This is a genomic window from Edaphobacter aggregans DSM 19364 (assembly GCF_000745965.1).
GTDB classification, from domain to species: domain Bacteria; phylum Acidobacteriota; class Terriglobia; order Terriglobales; family Acidobacteriaceae; genus Edaphobacter; species Edaphobacter aggregans.
The window spans coordinates 12,578-27,321 of sequence record NZ_JQKI01000042.1; the positions used below are offsets into that span (position 1 = coordinate 12,578).

Consider the following 14,744-nt stretch of genomic DNA (forward strand, 5'->3'; position numbering starts at 1 on the left):
CTGGAAGCGCACACTTTTTGCCCTAAAGGGAGTTTTTCGCTGATGTCGATTGTGTCTCGCCCGCTGCGCGCCTGGAGCGTCGTTTTTTGCCTCTTTGCAACCCTGGCCGCTCCGGTTGCCCATGCTCAGGCCACCAGTGGAAACCCCGCCCTCGAAAAGCAGCTCTCCCGACTCGACCTCGCCCTCAACGGCATCGGCTCTTTCACCAAGGGCGTCTCCGGTACCAACTACCTCGGTGTCCCGCTCTCCCAGGACGGCAGCAATACCTTCGGAGCCCTCCTCAGCATCCGCTACACCAAATCCCCCTACCTCGGCGGCGAGTTCAACTACACCTACGCCCGCTACACCCAGAACTACTCCCAGTACATCGTCGGCGGAGCCCAGACCAACGCCAGTGAGTACTCCGTCGGCTACGTCGCTCACCCGCCGCATCCTCTCTTCGGAGCACAGCCCTTCATCGCTGGCGGGTTCGGCACAACCGCCTTCCGCCCCACCACCGGCGGCGGCCAGGGCCTCAAGAGCCAGGCCCGCATGACCTACTACTACGCCGTCGGCCTCGACAAGGACATCACGCCGCACTTCGGCGTCCGCGCCCAACTCCGCCAGACCTTCTACAAGGCCCCGGACTTCGGCCAGAACTATCTCACCATCGAGCAGCACACCTGGACCATCGAGCCCGGCTTCGGCTTCGTCATCCGCTTCTGAGCCAGTCGCCTTCTGAGCCAGTCGCCGATCACCGACCCTGCCTCTTCCGTCCCGGCCGCATCACCTGAAAGACCGTGCCCATCGCCAGGCTAACCATCGAGATCGAGATCGCTCACGCGCAGTCGCTCAAGGACCGCCGTCAGGTCGTCCGCTCCCTCAAAGACCGCCTCCGCAACGCCTTCAACCTCGCCATCGCCGAACTTGATTCCGCCGAGGCCTGGAACCGCGCCACTCTCGGCATCGCCGTCATCTCCGGCTCCACCAGCTACCTCTCCGGCCAGCTTCAGGAGATCGACCGGGCCGCCCATCGCATCGCCAGCACGTTAGGGGCCGAAATTATTGATTCCTGGGCGGAAATCCTCCCCGAAAATACCTGAAATCCACCAAATCGCCCCCTTTTCCACGACCCGGATTAGGACGTTTCTCCGAGTTTTGATATCCTCAACGGTTTACTGAATAGAAATATTTATGCCTGAACAACGAGCCAGAGCCCACCACCGCAGCCGAGTCGCAAACACCTTCTCCGAAGAGATCGGAGCCATGCTCGAAGGCGAGCTGTCGGACCCGCGTATCGCTCCCAGCTACGTCACCGACGTCGTCCTCGCCCCCGGTGGAAAGTCCGCCCGCATCTACGTCGCTGTCCACGGTAACGAACAGGAGGAAGAGTCCACCCTTGCCGGCCTGATGACCGCTCGCGCCTACATACGTTCCCAGCTCCGCGAACGTATGGGCGTCCGCCACGTCCCCGATCTCACCTTCGCCATCGATCGCTCCGAAAAGATGACGGGACGCATGGAAGAGCTCCTCGGCCGCATGCGCAAGCGGGACAAGAAGCGCCCGACGGAAGCACTCCAGCTTTCCGAGGCGACCACCAGATCATGACCTCAGAACCTATCACCGCGCTGGTCGAGGCCTTCCGTTCGCACTGCCGCTTTCTCATCACCTCCCACGCACGCCCCGATGGCGATGCCATCGGCTCCGTCCTCGCCCTCGCCGAGGTCCTCGATCAACTCGGCCGCGAGTCCCAGATCATCCTCGCCGACGAGATCCCGAACATCTACCACACGCTGCCCGGCATCGATCGTATCCGCATCGCCCGCGACGCCCGTGACATCGACCCGGATCCCTCCGTCCCCGCCATCCTCCTCGAGTGCGACGGCATCCCACGCACCGGACTCGCCGGCCTCGAAGGCCGCTGCCTCATCAACATCGACCACCACGCCAGCGGCCGTGAGTTTGGCAACCTCAACTGGATCGACGAGGACGCCTGCGCCGTCGCCGAGATGGTCTACCGCATCGCCTGCGCCGCCCAGGTTCGCATCACGTGCTCGATGGCCACCTGCATCTACACCGCTATCCTCTCCGACACCGGCTCCTTCACCTACTCCACCAACGCCGGAACCTTCGCCCTGGCTCACGACCTCGCCGCCCACGGAGCCAATCCCAGCCAGATCGCCCGCGACATCTACTTCTCCAACCCCGAGAGCAAGATCCGCCTGCTCGGCGCCGCGCTCTCCAATCTCCATACCGAGGGCCCGCTTGCCTGGAGCTGGGTCACCACCAACGACATGGACGCCGCCGGAGCCGGAGCCGAGGACTGCGAAGGCGTCGTCAACTACCTCATCAGCATCGCCGGAGTCGAATCCGCGGTCTTCCTTCGCGAGCTTCCTTCCAACGACCAATATCGCCTCAGCATCCGCAGCAAGGGCAAGGTCGATGTCGCCCAGATCGCCGAAAACTTCGGCGGCGGCGGCCATCGCAGCGCCAGTGGATGCACCCTCGACGGGCCCCTCACCGAGGCCACCGAGAGAATCCTGAGCCAACTCAGAACCGGACTCTGTTAGCCTTGTCTCGCTCCACTTCCGAAATGACCGATCTTCAACAATCCGCCGGACCCGGTGCGAGGGACGAACGCGCATCCTCCGGCTGGCTGCGCCGCCTTTGGAACCATCCCGAAGTCGCCGCTCCACGCGAGCTGATTCTGGTCATCCTGGCCTGCGGCTTCCTTCTCTTCTACGGCCTCATCCCCACCTTCGGTGGCGACCAGCTCGGCCTCGTCGGCGCCGACGAGCCCCGCTACGCCCAGGTCGCCCGCGAGATGCTCAAGGCCCACTCCGACGCCTGCCACGCCGTCAACGCCAAGGTCTTCCCCAAGAGCCTTCGCCTCTCCGACCTCCAGGCCTCCTACCACTGCCTGGCCGCAGGAACCGTCACTCCCATCCTCTACGGCCAGCCCTGGCTTGAAAAGCCCGCCCTCTACTACTGGCGAGCCATGGGCTTCTTCAAGGAGTTCGGTGTCTCCGACTGGGCCGCCCGCCTGCCCTCAGCCTCCGCCACCTTCGTCCTTATCGTCCTCATCTTCCTCCACATGCGCCGCTTCCGCCCCGGAGGCCATCTCGACGCCGCGCTCATCACCACCTCCTGCGTCGCCATCGTCAGCTTCGCCCGCGGAGCCTCCACCGACATGCAGCTCGCCGCGCCCTTCTGCATCGGCATGCTCGGCTGGTACGCCTGGTATGAGACCGGCAAAAAATTCTGGCTCTTCGACCTCTACTTCTTTGGAGCCGCCGCAACCCTCGCCAAAGGCCCCGTCGCTCCCTTCCTCGCCCTCGCCATCATCTTTCTCTTCGCGGGCCTCCGCCGCGAGTGGTCCCTGCTCCGCCGTACCATCTGGCTCCCCGGCCTCGCCCTCTACTTCGCGATGGTGCTCCCCTGGTACATCGCCGTCCAGAAGCACAACCCCACCTTCTTCCGTGTCTTCTTCAAGGAGCACAACCTCGAGCGCTTCGCCACCAACCGCTACCAGCACCATCAGCCCGTCTGGTACTACATCGCCGTACTCGTCCTCGGGCTCATGCCCTGGACCGTCATCGCCATCCGCGCCCTCATCGACTCCATCGACGTCTCCATTGCCGAGTGGAAGGTTCGCCACAAACCCCAGCGCTACCTCGGCCACACCCGCGCCGGCGACGCCTTCCCCGAGTTCCTCGTCCTCTGGGCCCTCTTCCCCATCCTCTTCTTCTCCTTCTCCGGCTCCAAGCTTCCCGGCTACATCCTTCCCTCCATCCCTCCGCTCACCATCCTCACCGCCGACTACCTCAACCGAATCCGCCGCCGCGGACTCCCCGGCTGGCTCCTCTGGTCGCACGCCGCCATGTGCGCCATCCTCGTCTTCGTCCTCACGCTCGCTCCCCAGCACATGATGTACGAGACGCTGGTGCCCTCCGCAAAGTGGCTGCTCTCCGCCGCCGCCGCCGCACTCGGCTTCGCCGCTATCGTCGTCCTCATCGTCCGCCGCTGGGGAGTCAACCAGATCGCCACGGCCACACTCCTTCCCGTGGTCGCCACACTCGTCTTTCTGCTCGGATTCCACGGACGCGATCTCGACCTCAACTACTCCGCGCGCCCGCTCGCCGAAGAGATGAAGCGCGAGGCCCCCGATGTGAAGATCGTCGCCGCCGAATCCATCAAGCGCGACATGGACTACGGCCTCGCTTTCTACCGCAATCAGCCCCTCGTCCACTACGACAAGGACGGCGTCCCCGATCAGGAACATCTGCTCGTCATCCGCGCCAGCGACACCGCCGAGCTCGAGCGCTACCTCACCGGACGCGTCTATCGGCCTCTCTTCCTCTATGACTCTCAGGGATTTGCGGTCTATCGCGTCGCCGCGCGGCCCTGACAAAAAAGAGTCCCGCAGCACATTTGCGCCTCACGATCTTGAAAATTTCGATACTCTCTACGGAGACTTTCGCCTCCCCTCATCGTGAGTCCTCGTGAGATGACCATCGCTACCCAACTCGAGCTGCTGGACCTGAGACACTTCTCCGCGCGCCAGCTCCGCCCCTTGCTCGAATCCGAGGCCCGCCTCTGGGAAGAACGCCTCCGCTGGAACTACCAGAGCTCCACCGAGCTCCTCCTCCAGTACCTCGACTCGCGAATCCTCCCCGGCTTCGTCGCCCTCGATCGAGGAAAGATCACCGGCTACGCCTTCTGCGTCTACGAGGGCCACAAGGCCGTCGTCGGCGACGCCTATGCTCTGGCCGGCGACCGCGAGCAGACCATGCAGGTCACCGAGATCCTCCTGCGCCGGCTGATCGACCTTCTCCTCAACTCGCCCAACATCGGCCGAATCGAATCACAGCTTCTCCTCTACGAAGCAGGCTCCATCGACCGCAGCTTCCTCGACGCCGGCTTCCACCCGCACCCCCGGCTCTTCATGGAGTACAACCTCCCCTCCCGAAGCAGTCTCCCGCAATCTCCTCTTCCCGGCGATGTCGAGATCATCCCCTGGTCCTCGCTCTACTACCAGGTCGCCGCCGAACTCATTCACGCCGCCTACACCGGCCACATCGACTCGCGCATCAACGACCAGTACTGCTCGCTCCACGGCTCGCTCCGCTTTCTGCACAACATCGTCCGCTTCCCCGGCTGCGGCGTCTTTGAAGCCGAGCAGTCCTGGCTCCTCCGCGACCGCACCACCAGCAGACTCATCGGCATGATCCTCTGTTCGCGCGTCGCCCCCGACGTAGCCCACATCACCCAGCTCTGCGTCTCCCCCTCCCACCGCGGCCGCGGCCTCGGACAGGCCCTTCTGGCTCATGCGACCCAGAGTCTCGCACTCTCCGGAACGTCGGCAATCAGCCTCACCGTCACCGAGGCCAACCGCCCCGCAGTCACCCTCTACGAAGACGCCGGATTCCGCATCCGCCACCGCTTCGACGCCATGGTCCTCGAACGCGAATCCGAGTGGTACGGCGAATAGCTCCGCAATCTCTCTCGCGCGCGACGCAATTCGCACCTCCCACAACCTTGTCATCCTGAGGCCCGCACGGCGTTCCACCGTCGCATTACTGAACGATCAATTTGCCTTTCATGTTTGGGTGGAGTGTGCAGATGTAGTTGTACGTGCCTTTCTTCCGTGCGACGTAGCGCCACGCTGCTCCCGTTTGGATGGTCCCGGAATCGAAAGCAGGCTTTTGGGGGTCGCCATCCTCCGTTGCGGTGTGGGGCACGATGTCGTCGTTCTTCCACTCCACGGTGTCGCCCGCATGAACGGTCACGGTTGCCGGTTCAAACTTGAGCTCGCGGATCACAACCGTAACCACCTTGGGTGGAACGCTTCCTGAATTCGCTGGCCGGCCTGCGCTCGCATGCGACGGGAATCCCGCCGCTGCGATCAGCGCGAGCGCGGCCAACAGAACCAGCGTTACCGATGCTAGATTCGGTCTGCGGTGCATAGGTTCCTCGTCCTTAGTCAAGGCTCGAGTGGGAAGACTTCCCGTCGCGCTCGACAGCGGACTGTACCCGCTGGGCGTGCTGCAGGTGACCTTCGAACAGTGGCACGGCCCCTTGCAGGGCTGCCTTCAGGTCAGCGTTCTGCGCGCTCGGGATTAACACCTTCTTGGTGGGCGTCGATAACGGCCTGGTGATAAGCCACCTCGTTGTCGATGTAAGCTTCCTCGAACTCCTTACCCTTCAGGCCCCGGAGCTTCTGCATCATCTGCTGTGCCTGCGTCTTAAGCGAGTCGCTGGTCGCGCTGTCTGCCGGAGTCACGTTGAGTTTCGCCGAGAGGTCGTTCACAGCCGTCTGCACGGACGAGTGATCGGTAATCATCTGTTGCGCGAAGTCTTTGACCTGCTTGTCCTTCGCTTTTGACATCGCCAGCTTGGCGTAATCGATGTCAATCTGGTCGGCGATGCCGACGATTCCCACGATCTGTGGATCGGTCGGAGCATCTCCTTGTTGCGCGTTCGCTCTCGCCGGATGCAGCCCAAGCGCGAATATGATCGTTGCTACTGCACATATGGCCTTGTATCGGCTGTGCATACCTGTGTTCGACATACTCAGACCTTTCAACATACTTACCTCTTTCGACATACTTGTTTCTCCATAGTTTTCGTTGAAAAGTGGATCCATGAAGTAACAAATCCCAGTGCAGGTACTGGGCCACTATGGAAGCGCTCTCCCAAAAAGGCAGGATTCGAATGTAAGTTGCCGAATTAACTTGTCTTGGTCTTGGAGGATAACTTCGGGCAAAACCTCAAAGTCTCGAGGTGCTTCGACGAATTCGCGACGGACCCCCGACAATGGCGGTTTCCCGTCGTGTTTGCTGCCACGGCGAAAGATTTGCATCGGAGAGTTGAAGGAACGATCTTGACCCGGAACTCTATCTGCGCCACCTCCTCGAACGCATCGCCGACCATCCCATCAACCGCATCAACGAACTTCTACTGGTACCTCACCGCACGGCCGACCCATCTCACCTAAATCTCAAGTGTCCACTTGAGAAATCAAATGGACACTTGAGATCTCCGAGAGTCTCCCTCCCACACTAAGTTCAAGGCGACACTTATGCTTCGCGCATAAGCGTTGATACACTCATGAGTTGTGAAGCCAACCGGTGAGCTTCCCGAAGCACTTAAGCGTGCCATACGAAGTCGCATATTGCATCCAGATCCTTGCTCCCTGGATAGGAGTGAGGCTCCTCGAACCGATGACGAGATTAGCGCCATCGTTTGGTTGACCTTTAGCAATTCGTGACAGCCATTTCCTTCACCGAGACCGTCGCATGCAACATTGATGTCAGACAGTTGCCCTGACGCTGCCTGGAACAGAGTGTGCTACGTCCTTCAGAATCTCCCGGCAAAGCTCGCCGTCGGACGTCATGCGGGCGAGAGTCAGGCCCCCAACCATGGACGCGAACGCAACGATTGCCTGCCGTCTTCGTAACGCCTTTGTTTTACCTGGCGCTACTCCGCCCAGAAAGTCGATCATCTGACGCTCTCCACCAGTCACTGCATCCTTCACCGAGGAGCACCATACCACGTCAATCCAAGGCAGAACTCAGGCGCACATTATGCCCAAGGATCTCTGGAGCGGCGGCGGTGGGTGGCCGGTGAACTGTGCAGACGTATTAACGGGAGAGGATCATGAGCATTTCGCGAGTATTTCAGATGGCCTCCGGCCTTGCACTCGGCTTAGCCGCGTGTGTCGGAATGTCGGCTCAAACAGCAACAACAACAACAGGAGAGGCAGCGCATATGAGCATTCAAGAAGTTCACGTCCAACGAGTGAGTATCATTACCACCGAACCCTTTGACACGGTGGTTGCCCGCATCGACGCGGCGATCGGTCATCCGGATATGGCTGCATTTCGCAAGAGCTTGTCCGCTGCGCAAAATGAAGCCGAAATGGAAAAGGTTGTCGCTCCGGTAACGCAACCGAACGGCCTTATGGAGTTTACGCGGTTCGACCACGGTGGGGTTCTCAGGACAGAGAATGGAACCGCCAAACCAAGAATTCTCCGCATTGTTGCAGGGAATCCACTGATCATGAAAGAAATGGTGAAGCATGTTGTTGACGCAGGCTCATATGCGCCAGTAACTATCCTCATTGAGGAGCGCCCGGATAGCGTCCGCATCTCGTATGACAGGATGACCTCCTATCTTGCACCGTATGGGAACAGCGATGCTCTCAAAGTAGCGGGGGAACTCGACGCAAAGGTCGAAAGGATTCTGACTGCGGCGGCGAAATAAGTTTGGCATTTTCCATCTGTGCCCCCACGAGGTTGCCCTCGGCGGATTTTGAGGGCTATTAGTCTAGCGGTGTGTTGGCAGCTTCCATGAGAAGGCCGGGTAAGTCGGACCAGCGACGAGCAGGGTCCAAACATAGAGTTAATGAGATGGTCCGCCGCTTGATTCACCTGGGTTAGTAGGTGGATCGTGGTGGCAGTTCCTGTGAAGGAGGATCATCGACATGCAGATACATTCAGTTGGCATCGACCTTGGCAAGACAACCTTTCACCTTGTAGCGCTCCGGCGCAGCCGGCAAGGTGCTTGTGCGGAAGAAGTTCACGCAGAAGCAGTTGCTGGCTTACACCGCGAACATGCAGACCTCTCTGATCGGCCTGGAGGCGTGCTCCGGCGCCCCTTTCCTCGGCCGGGCGCTGCACAAGCAGGGGCACGATGTCCGGCTGATTCCAGCCCAGTTTGTGAAGCCCTTCGTGAAGTCGAACAAGAACGACTTCATCGACGCGGAGGCGATCGCCGAGGCCGTTGAACGCAAGAACATGCGCTTTGTTCCGATCAAGACGGACGATCAGCTGGATTTGCAGGCGATCGATCGAGTGCGGGACCGGCTCATCGCGCGGCGTACAGCAGTGATCAACCAGTTAAGGGCGTTTCTGCTCGAACGTGGCCTGGTGTTTGCGCAGACGCCAGCCAAGCTCAAGGCCGCCATGGCGGACATCCTCGAGAACGCAGAGTCCGACCTGACGCCGCGGATGCGCAACCTGATCGATGGGTTGTGGAGTGAGTGGAGGCTTGTTGAGCAGCAGATTGAAGAGCTGAACGATGAACTGGAACGGATCTCTGCCGCGGATGCGGGCTGCACGCGCATTCGCAAGATACCAGGCATAGGCCCAGTCGTGGCCACGGCCATCGTCGCTGCCATCGGCAACGGTGCTGCGTTCAACAAGGGGCGAGAGTTCGCAGCCTGGCTCGGCATCGTGCCCCGTCAGTACTCGACCGGTGGTAAGGCGAAGCTGTTTGGCATCAGTAAACGGGGCAACGCGTACCTGCGCAAGATCCTGATTCATGGCGCGCGAGCGGCGGTACTGCATATCAAGCGCGACCGAGCACCGATTGGAGCGTGGCTCGATGCACTCGACGCCAGAGCGCACAAGAACGTCGTCGTAGTCGCCATGGCCAACAAGCTGGCCCGCATCGCCTGGGCTGTGCTCTCCAGCGGCAACGAGTACAGACCCGTCGCAACCTAACGGTGTGGAAAAGGCGCCTTCGGCTTGGAAGCGCTGCGCGCTCCCACTTTCCCACACCACCACCACGACGGCTTGAAGCTTCTCCACCGAAGTCTGCACAGGGTAAGTAACGACGAAAGAACAGTCACAACGGCGTGTCCGCAACCTGGTGTTACGAATGGTCTTCAACGACCGACGAGTTTTAAAAGGACAGACACGCGCGCAACTCATCCTGGCCAGGAGAACTACTCTCCGCCCAAAGGCCGAATACATTTGCGCAGACTTGTCTTCTCGACCAAACTTTACCTTGCAGTCGCGCGGCGGACCATACATTCGTAACAGTCCCCCACCGGTGTTTCCGACCCGCGATAGATGAAACGTGCAAGCGTGTTGGTGTAGAGTGTTTTCGCGTCGTGGGCATAGAGGTCGGTATGAGTTTGGTGCGCATCAGCCCGTGTAACAGTCGGACCCGGAACCCCTTGAGCACCCCGGATTGTCGCCACGGGCGGTTTACCGCCCCGGAGCACGCTTTCTAGATTTCTTCAATCGGGGCTCCACGCCAGCGGCGCAGAGGAGGAGCGATGGAACTTCTGCATCCGCATTGCGCTGGTCTCGATATTCACAAGGAGACGGTGGTGGCCTGCGTTCGTCACCTGAGGAACGGCAAGGTGACGACCGGGATTAAGACGTTCAAGACAACCACCGAGGAACTGATAGCCCTCTCCGATTGGCTTACAACGGAAGGTTGTACGCATATCGTCATGGAGGCCACCGGCGTCTACTGGAAGCCGGTCTGGCATATTCTCTCCGACGGCGAGTTCGACTTGGTGCTGGCAAACGCCGGGCACGTCAAAAATGTGCCGGGGCGCAAGACCGACGTTAACGACGCCGCGTGGCTGGCCGAGCTGATGGCCCATGGACTGGTCAAGGCGAGCTTTGTGCCCGACCAACCAACCCAGCAAATGCGCGATCTGCTGCGTACCCGCAAGCAGTTCGGGCGCGAGCGCAGCAGTCATATTCAGCGCATCCAGAAGACGCTGGAGGACGCCAATATCAAGCTGGATTTGGTGGTCACCGATGTTCTGGGTCTCTCTGGCCGCCGCATCCTTGAGGCCCTGATCGCTGGCCAGACCGTTCCCCATGCACTAGCCGCACTGGCAGATCGGCGGATTCACGCCACCTCGGCGCAACTGGAAGCGGCGTTGCGCGGCAGGGTGACGGATCATCATCGCTTCATGCTGAAGCTGCATCTGGACCAGATCGATGCCCAGGACGCGGCCATCGCTCGCATCGATAAGGAGGTCGCCGGCAACGTCGAACCTTTTCGGGTCGCCCTCGAAATGCTGAACGGCATTCCTGGCGTCAGCTCACTCTCCGCCCAGGTGATCATCGCCGAGATCGGTGTCGATATGAGCCGCTTTGAAACCGCCGGTCACCTGATTTCCTGGGCTGGACTCTGTCCCCGCAACGATGAAAGCGCGGGCAAGCGGCGCTCCAGTCGCATGAAGAAAGGTGCGCCGTGGCTCAAGACCACTCTAGTGCAATGCGCCTGGGCGGCCGCGCGCACCAAGGACAGCTACTTCCAGGCCCAATACCACCGCCTGCGCAGCCGCCGCGGCCCCAAAAAAGCTATCGGAGCCGTAGCCTCCTCCTTGCTCACTGCCGCTTACCATATGCTCAAGTCTGGAACCCTCTACCAGGATCTCGGCGCTAACCACTTCAACCATCGCGCCAAAGACAAGCAAGCCCTTCACCTCATCCACCGCTTGAAGAACTTGGGATTCAACGTCCAAATCACGCCCTCGGCAGCCTGATCGAGATTCTGTTTCTTTCTAGTCTCGTCCCTGCCCGTGACCTGCCTGAATCTACTCGGCAGCAAGTCAGAAAACTCAGGGTAGGTCACGGAAGCCGTAACGCCCTACGCGCCACTTGCCACCGCAAAATCCTGTCAAGCCCCAAAACAGCACAACCCACACAAAACAAAAGAAATATAAAATGCCGATTAATTACCTCCGGCCTGCTACACTTTAAACAGATAAGAAAAAGCCCCGGTCGCACCGGGGCTTTTTCTCGATTAAAGCTCAGTAAACCCAATCGAATCAAGAGTTTGATACTTAAACCGCCTCGAATCAAGACTTTACCCTGTTAAAATCGTGCAGGCAACAGAAAACAGGAATCTTGAAGAGACAGAGGGGGAGGGGTCCCCCCCAACGATTACTCAACGTGATAGTTCGGCGCCTCACGCGTAATGATCACGTCGTGAACATGGCTCTCGCGCAATCCAGCTCCCGAGATCCGTATGAACTTCGCGTTCTGCTGCAACTCCGTGATCGTTGCGCACCCGAGATATCCCATGCCCGAGCGCAAACCGCCGACGAGCTGATACACCATGCTCTCCAGCGGCCCGCGATGCGGAACGCGGCCTTCAATGCCCTCCGGCACGAACTTCGCGAGGCGATTGGACGAGCCGTTCTCCCGCGCCGTAAGGTTCGGCCGCTCCGTCGAGGCGTCTGCAATGTCGTCCTTGCCCTGAAAGTACCGCTCGCCAGAGCCCTGCGCCATCGCGCTCAACGAGCCCATGCCGCGATACGCCTTGAAGCTGCGGCCCTGATAGAGAATCGTCTCGCCCGGCGACTCATCCACGCCGGCGAACAGCGATCCCATCATCACCACCGAGGCTCCCGCCGCGATCGCCTTCGTCACGTCGCCCGAGTACTTGATGCCACCATCGGCGATGATCGGAATATTGTTCTCGCGCCCCGCGCGAAAGGCCTCAGAGATTGCCGTGATCTGCGGCATTCCCGCGCCCGTAACCATGCGCGTCGTACAGATCGAGCCCGGCCCGATGCCGACCTTCACCGCATCGGCTCCAGCCTTGATCAACGCCAGCGCGCCCTCGTAGGTCGCGATGTTTCCCGCCAGCACATCGAGCTCCGGAAACCTTCGCTTCACCTCGCGAATCGCCTCCAGCACACGCGACGAGTGTCCGTGCGCCGAATCGATCGCCAGCGCATCCACGCGAGCCCGCACCAGCTCTTCCGCGCGCTCCAGGAAGTCGCCCGTCGCGCCGATCGCTCCCGCAACGCGCAGTCGCCCCTGACAATCCTTCGACGCGTTCGGATACTTCAGCTTCTTCTGGATGTCCTTGACCGTGATCAGGCCCTTCAGCTCGTAGTCGTCGTTGACCACCAACAGCTTTTCCACGCGGTGCTTGTGCAGGATCAGCTCGGCCTGCTCCAGCGTCGTTCCCACCGCAACCGTGATCAGGTTCTCCTTAGTCATCACGTCAGAGATCGGAATGTCGGTTCGCGAGACGAACCGAAGATCGCGATTGGTCAGAATTCCGACCAGCTTCTTGTTCTTCGTCACCGGAACGCCCGAGATCTTGTAACGCCGCATCACCTCCAGCGCGTCCGCGATCGGATATTCCGGCTCAATCGTCACCGGATCGACGATCATGCCCGACTCCGAGCGCTTCACCTTGTCGATCTCGCCCGCCTGCTGCTCGATCGTCAGGTTGCGATGGACGACGCCCATGCCTCCCTGCTGCGCCATCGCAATGGCCAGACGTGACTCGGTCACAGTGTCCATCGCGGCCGAGAGCAGCGGCGTATTTAGGGTGATGTTTCGCGTAAGCTGCGTCTGCGTCGACACCTGAGTCGGAACGACTTCGCTGTAAGCAGGTACGAGGAGAACATCGTCGAAGGTAAGGGCTTCGGGGATCGGAAGATTAATCATTTGTCTTTGGTCCGCGGGATGGGCCTGAGGGAGGCGATTGCCGTTGGAGATTTAATATTCAATTGTATGAGAGTCACAGACGATGCAGCAAGGCGCCCACGTTGAGGCTCGGTGAATATTCGCGTCGCACGGCATGTAGCTGCGCACTTCGAGCGAATAGATCAGCAGCATCGGCGAAAACGCATACAGAACCACCCGTAGGCGCCGAATCGCGGACCGAGGACGCGGCGCGCAAGGAAGACCATCACTACCATGCTCAAGATGTTCATCAGGACGCTGAAGAGGCGAAGCCTCACCTGCGTGTCGCCCACCAGGTGCGCCCAGATCCACAGCAGAATCGAGAAGAGAGGAGGATGGACGTCACCGAGCGAAAAATGCAGCAGCTGGCAAAAAGGCAGACCAGCCTCATAGGCGCCGAGGAGGTCTCATCCAGCCAGAGTTCACGCGAGATCGATCCGCTGGATCGCCTGTGGAAGAACCTGTACCTGTTTCCTGCTCTGGTGGTAATTGCGAGCGCCTGCGCAAAGCTGGCGCTTCCCGGCTCGCATGGCACCCCGCATATTCGGTTCTTAACTGATCGGTGGCAGCATCTTACGTCAGGTTTCGCTGCGTAAATCAGAAATTTTTCGAATTCGGGACGCGGAAGGCTCCGGACCGAAGGTGACCCAGGATTGTCCTGCGGACGAAGTGGATGTATCATACGGTTTGCAGCGTTTTTTCCGTTGTCCCGCAAGAGGCCGTGAGTTCACCGGCAAAAGGACGGAAGAGATGAGTGGGCTACAGCCCACTTTTTATTTGCTCTGAAATATGCCCTCCGCGGAGCATCGCGAAGGAACGAACGCAAGCGGCAGGAAATCGAGTTATGGCGCTGAATCTGGACACAATACGGGCAACGGCGGACCGCGTGGCGGCCTCCCACCACCTTGAGGTGGTTGACCTGGAGTTCCAGGGTGGCGCGAAGTTCCGGACGCTCCGCGTCTTCATCGAAAAGAACGCTGAGGGGCGGGCAAAGCTCGCCGAGAAGGCCGCATCCGAAGGCGCGGAGGAAGAGCTCACGCTGCCGCAGGGAGTCCCCGTCGAGATGCTCTCCGGCGTAACCCACGAGGACTGCGCCACCTTCGCCCAGGACTTCGGAACCGTGCTGGACGTTGAAGACCTTATGCCCGGAGCCGAGTACACCCTTGAGGTCTCCTCGCCCGGCCTCGAGCGAAAGCTCTTCCGGCCGGAGGACTACACCCGGTTCACGGGAAGTCTGGTGAAGGTGCAGACCTTCACCCCGGTCAACAACAACCGCCACTGGCAGGGACGGCTGACGGGATTCGCGGGCAATGTTCTGACGCTGGATCTCTCTGCGGTCAAGCAGAAGGGCAAGGCGAAGAAGGCGGTGACGGCTCCCGTGGTCGAGATTCCGCTGGCAAATGTGGAGAAGGCGCAGCTGGTGGCGGAGTTCTAGCCCCGCTGTTTGCATCAGAAGAAAGTAAAGATCAAGTTCAAACGGCCCGGGGAGCATGAATCCACCGGGCAAATGAAGGACGAATGACG

General features: G+C 60.3%; 15 protein-coding genes and 2 pseudogenes. 12 read left to right on the top strand and 5 right to left on the bottom strand.

Annotated elements, in window-relative coordinates:
- Positions 1-42 precede the first annotated feature (42 nt).
- The 6 genes from Q363_RS16575 to Q363_RS16600 all read left to right on the top strand — a co-directional run bounded on the left by Q363_RS16575 (position 43) and on the right by Q363_RS16600 (position 5,470).
- Entirely contained in the window at positions 43-705 is a 663-nt protein-coding gene (locus Q363_RS16575) for an outer membrane beta-barrel protein (RefSeq protein WP_035352255.1), read from the top strand.
- Between the two features lie 74 nt (positions 706-779).
- The gene (locus tag Q363_RS16580) at positions 780-1,082 is read left to right on the top strand and encodes a DUF503 domain-containing protein (protein ID WP_035352256.1); all 303 of its coding nucleotides are present in this window, start codon (positions 780-782) and stop codon (positions 1,080-1,082) included.
- A 91-nt stretch (positions 1,083-1,173) separates the two neighbouring features.
- Positions 1,174-1,587, top strand: a complete 414-nt coding sequence (gene rbfA, locus Q363_RS16585) for a 30S ribosome-binding factor RbfA (protein ID WP_035352257.1) — start codon at positions 1,174-1,176, stop codon at positions 1,585-1,587.
- Positions 1,584-2,549: a DHH family phosphoesterase gene (locus Q363_RS16590; protein WP_035352259.1), complete on the top strand. Its 966-nt coding sequence runs from the start codon at positions 1,584-1,586 to the stop codon at positions 2,547-2,549. The genes rbfA and Q363_RS16590 overlap by 4 nt, the downstream gene beginning before the upstream one ends.
- A gap of 23 nt (positions 2,550-2,572) precedes the next feature.
- Entirely contained in the window at positions 2,573-4,387 is a 1,815-nt protein-coding gene (locus Q363_RS16595; RefSeq protein ID WP_035352332.1) for an ArnT family glycosyltransferase, read from the top strand.
- Positions 4,388-4,486: 99 nt separating this feature from the next.
- On the top strand, positions 4,487-5,470 hold the full coding sequence (locus Q363_RS16600) for a GNAT family N-acetyltransferase (RefSeq protein ID WP_035352261.1): 984 nt from the start codon (positions 4,487-4,489) through the stop codon (positions 5,468-5,470).
- Positions 5,471-5,555: 85 nt separating this feature from the next.
- On the opposite strand, the gene Q363_RS16605 is transcribed toward Q363_RS16600, so the two are convergent.
- On the bottom strand, positions 5,556-5,945 hold the full coding sequence (locus Q363_RS16605; protein ID WP_051978882.1) for a cupredoxin domain-containing protein: 390 nt from the start codon (positions 5,943-5,945) through the stop codon (positions 5,556-5,558).
- Positions 5,946-6,076: 131 nt separating this feature from the next.
- The gene (locus tag Q363_RS16610; protein ID WP_211256212.1) at positions 6,077-6,568 is read right to left on the bottom strand and encodes a DUF4142 domain-containing protein; all 492 of its coding nucleotides are present in this window, start codon (positions 6,566-6,568) and stop codon (positions 6,077-6,079) included.
- 287 nt (positions 6,569-6,855) lie between these two features.
- Between Q363_RS16610 and Q363_RS44165 the strand changes: the two are divergent.
- Positions 6,856-7,044: pseudogene (locus Q363_RS44165) on the top strand (transposase domain-containing protein); the annotation flags it as partial.
- Between the two features lie 247 nt (positions 7,045-7,291).
- Here Q363_RS44165 and Q363_RS16620 read toward each other — a convergent pair.
- Complete coding sequence (locus tag Q363_RS16620) at positions 7,292-7,483, bottom strand: hypothetical protein (RefSeq protein WP_051978883.1); 192 nt, start codon at positions 7,481-7,483, stop codon at positions 7,292-7,294.
- Positions 7,484-7,662: 179 nt separating this feature from the next.
- Here Q363_RS16620 and Q363_RS16625 point away from each other — a divergent pair, with 179 nt between their 5' ends.
- The 3 genes and pseudogenes from Q363_RS16625 to Q363_RS16635 all read left to right on the top strand — a co-directional run bounded on the left by Q363_RS16625 (position 7,663) and on the right by Q363_RS16635 (position 11,278).
- Complete coding sequence (locus tag Q363_RS16625; protein ID WP_211256213.1) at positions 7,663-8,244, top strand: DUF302 domain-containing protein; 582 nt, start codon at positions 7,663-7,665, stop codon at positions 8,242-8,244.
- Between the two features lie 220 nt (positions 8,245-8,464).
- A pseudogene (locus tag Q363_RS16630) lies at positions 8,465-9,485 on the top strand (IS110 family RNA-guided transposase).
- Between the two features lie 560 nt (positions 9,486-10,045).
- The gene (locus tag Q363_RS16635) at positions 10,046-11,278 is read left to right on the top strand and encodes an IS110 family RNA-guided transposase (RefSeq protein ID WP_035352266.1); all 1,233 of its coding nucleotides are present in this window, start codon (positions 10,046-10,048) and stop codon (positions 11,276-11,278) included.
- A gap of 400 nt (positions 11,279-11,678) precedes the next feature.
- Here Q363_RS16635 and guaB read toward each other — a convergent pair whose 3' ends face one another.
- Positions 11,679-13,202, bottom strand: a complete 1,524-nt coding sequence (gene guaB / locus Q363_RS16640) for an IMP dehydrogenase (protein ID WP_035352268.1) — start codon at positions 13,200-13,202, stop codon at positions 11,679-11,681.
- Positions 13,203-13,363: 161 nt separating this feature from the next.
- Positions 13,364-13,513: a hypothetical protein gene (locus Q363_RS46330; protein WP_425387692.1), complete on the bottom strand. Its 150-nt coding sequence runs from the start codon at positions 13,511-13,513 to the stop codon at positions 13,364-13,366.
- A gap of 42 nt (positions 13,514-13,555) precedes the next feature.
- Between Q363_RS46330 and Q363_RS16645 the strand changes: the two genes are divergently transcribed.
- Both Q363_RS16645 and Q363_RS16650 read left to right on the top strand, forming a co-directional pair.
- Complete coding sequence (locus tag Q363_RS16645; protein ID WP_035352269.1) at positions 13,556-13,816, top strand: hypothetical protein; 261 nt, start codon at positions 13,556-13,558, stop codon at positions 13,814-13,816.
- Between the two features lie 248 nt (positions 13,817-14,064).
- Complete coding sequence (locus Q363_RS16650; RefSeq protein WP_035352271.1) at positions 14,065-14,655, top strand: ribosome maturation factor RimP; 591 nt, start codon at positions 14,065-14,067, stop codon at positions 14,653-14,655.
- Positions 14,656-14,744: the final 89 nt, after the last annotated feature.

Excerpts from the sequence above, each read along its gene's own strand:
- Q363_RS16635 (WP_035352266.1), top strand. The coding sequence starts at position 10,046 with ATGGAACTTCTGCATCCGCATTGCGCTGGTCTCGATATTCACAAGGAG.
- Q363_RS16650 (WP_035352271.1), top strand. The coding sequence starts at position 14,065 with ATGGCGCTGAATCTGGACACAATACGGGCAACGGCGGACCGCGTGGCG.
- Q363_RS16620 (WP_051978883.1), bottom strand. The coding sequence starts at position 7,483 with ATGATCGACTTTCTGGGCGGAGTAGCGCCAGGTAAAACAAAGGCGTTA.
- Q363_RS16605 (WP_051978882.1), bottom strand. The coding sequence starts at position 5,945 with ATGCACCGCAGACCGAATCTAGCATCGGTAACGCTGGTTCTGTTGGCC.
- Q363_RS16610 (WP_211256212.1), bottom strand. The coding sequence starts at position 6,568 with ATGTTGAAAGGTCTGAGTATGTCGAACACAGGTATGCACAGCCGATAC.
- guaB (WP_035352268.1), bottom strand. The coding sequence starts at position 13,202 with ATGATTAATCTTCCGATCCCCGAAGCCCTTACCTTCGACGATGTTCTC.
- Q363_RS16645 (WP_035352269.1), top strand. The coding sequence starts at position 13,556 with ATGGACGTCACCGAGCGAAAAATGCAGCAGCTGGCAAAAAGGCAGACC.
- Q363_RS16595 (WP_035352332.1), top strand. The coding sequence starts at position 2,573 with ATGACCGATCTTCAACAATCCGCCGGACCCGGTGCGAGGGACGAACGC.
- Q363_RS16590 (WP_035352259.1), top strand. The coding sequence starts at position 1,584 with ATGACCTCAGAACCTATCACCGCGCTGGTCGAGGCCTTCCGTTCGCAC.
- Q363_RS16600 (WP_035352261.1), top strand. The coding sequence starts at position 4,487 with ATGACCATCGCTACCCAACTCGAGCTGCTGGACCTGAGACACTTCTCC.
- rbfA (WP_035352257.1), top strand. The coding sequence starts at position 1,174 with ATGCCTGAACAACGAGCCAGAGCCCACCACCGCAGCCGAGTCGCAAAC.
- Q363_RS16575 (WP_035352255.1), top strand. The coding sequence starts at position 43 with ATGTCGATTGTGTCTCGCCCGCTGCGCGCCTGGAGCGTCGTTTTTTGC.
- Q363_RS16625 (WP_211256213.1), top strand. The coding sequence starts at position 7,663 with ATGGCCTCCGGCCTTGCACTCGGCTTAGCCGCGTGTGTCGGAATGTCG.